The sequence below is a fragment of the Myroides indicus genome (genome assembly GCF_004364575.1).
In the GTDB taxonomy this organism is placed as follows: domain Bacteria; phylum Bacteroidota; class Bacteroidia; order Flavobacteriales; family Flavobacteriaceae; genus Flavobacterium; species Flavobacterium indicum_A.
In genome coordinates this window covers 1-1,150 of sequence record NZ_SOAG01000079.1, presented here as the reverse complement: position 1 = coordinate 1,150, position 1,150 = coordinate 1, and the positions used below count along the sequence as shown (strand labels likewise).

The following is a 1,150-nucleotide window of genomic DNA, read 5'->3' as shown; positions in this document are numbered from 1 at the left end:
AAGATTAAGTATTATGACTACACAACAAAAAATCATCAAAAACAAGTTGGGCGTGTTAGAATTAGCACAACATTTAGGAAATGTATCTAAGGCTTGTAAAGTAATGGGATATTCCCGAGATAGCTTTTACCGATTTAAAGAACTTTATGAGCAAGGTGGCGAATTAGCTCTACAAGAAATTTCAAGAAGAAAACCTATATTAAGAAATCGTGTAGATGAAGCTATTGAAAAAGCAGTAGTTGAAATAGCCATTGAAAATCCAGCTTTAGGGCAACTACGGGTAAGTAATGAACTTAAGAAGAAAGGGCTATCCATCTCTCCCGGAGGTGTAAGAAGTATTTGGCAACGACACGATCTGCATACCTTTAAACTTCGATTAAAAGCATTAGAATCCAAATCTGCACAAGAAGGAATTGTTTTAACAGAATCGCACCTATCAGCATTATAACGTGCTAAAGAAGAGAAAAAAGCGCATGGAGAGATCGAAACACATCATCCAGGATATTTAGGTGCGCAAGATACCTATTATGTAGGAAACATTAAAGGTGTTGGTCATATTTACCAGCAAACTTTTATAGACACCTACTCTAAAGTGGCTTTTGCTAAGTTATACGATCGTAAAAATGCACTTATTGCAGCCGATATGCTTAACGACCAAGTTGTTCCTTTCTTTGAACAGCAAGACCTTAGATTGTTAAGAATTTTAACCGATAGAGGAACGGAATATTGTGGAATAAGAGACCAGCATGAGTATCAATTATATTTAGCCATTGAAGATATTGATCATACCAAAACCAAGGCTAAAAGTCCACAAACCAATGGTATTTGTGAACGTTTTCATAGAACAATTCAGGATGAGTTTTATGCCATTGCTTTTAGAAAGAAGATTTACAGAAGCATTGAAGAACTACAATTAGACCTAAACAACTGGCTTTTATATTACAATACGGAAAGAACTCATACAGGGAAACATTGCTATGGAAAAACACCTATGCAAACGTTTTTAAACAGCAAACCAATGGCAAGAGAAAAACTTTTAGAAACTCTTGCAGAGGATCAAAAAATCCTTACTTTTGGTAGTAAGGATTTTAGAGAATAACTGACAATTATTTTTAACCCCTAACTGTCAGATGAAGTTGTGGCTATTACA

The 1,150-nt window shown here is 35.0% G+C and carries 1 pseudogene; it reads left to right on the top strand.

Annotation, left to right across the window (positions count from 1 at the left end):
- Nucleotides 1-13: 13 nt before the first annotated feature.
- Nucleotides 14-1,099 (top strand): annotated as a pseudogene (locus C8P70_RS13745) (IS481 family transposase).
- Nucleotides 1,100-1,150: the final 51 nt, after the last annotated feature.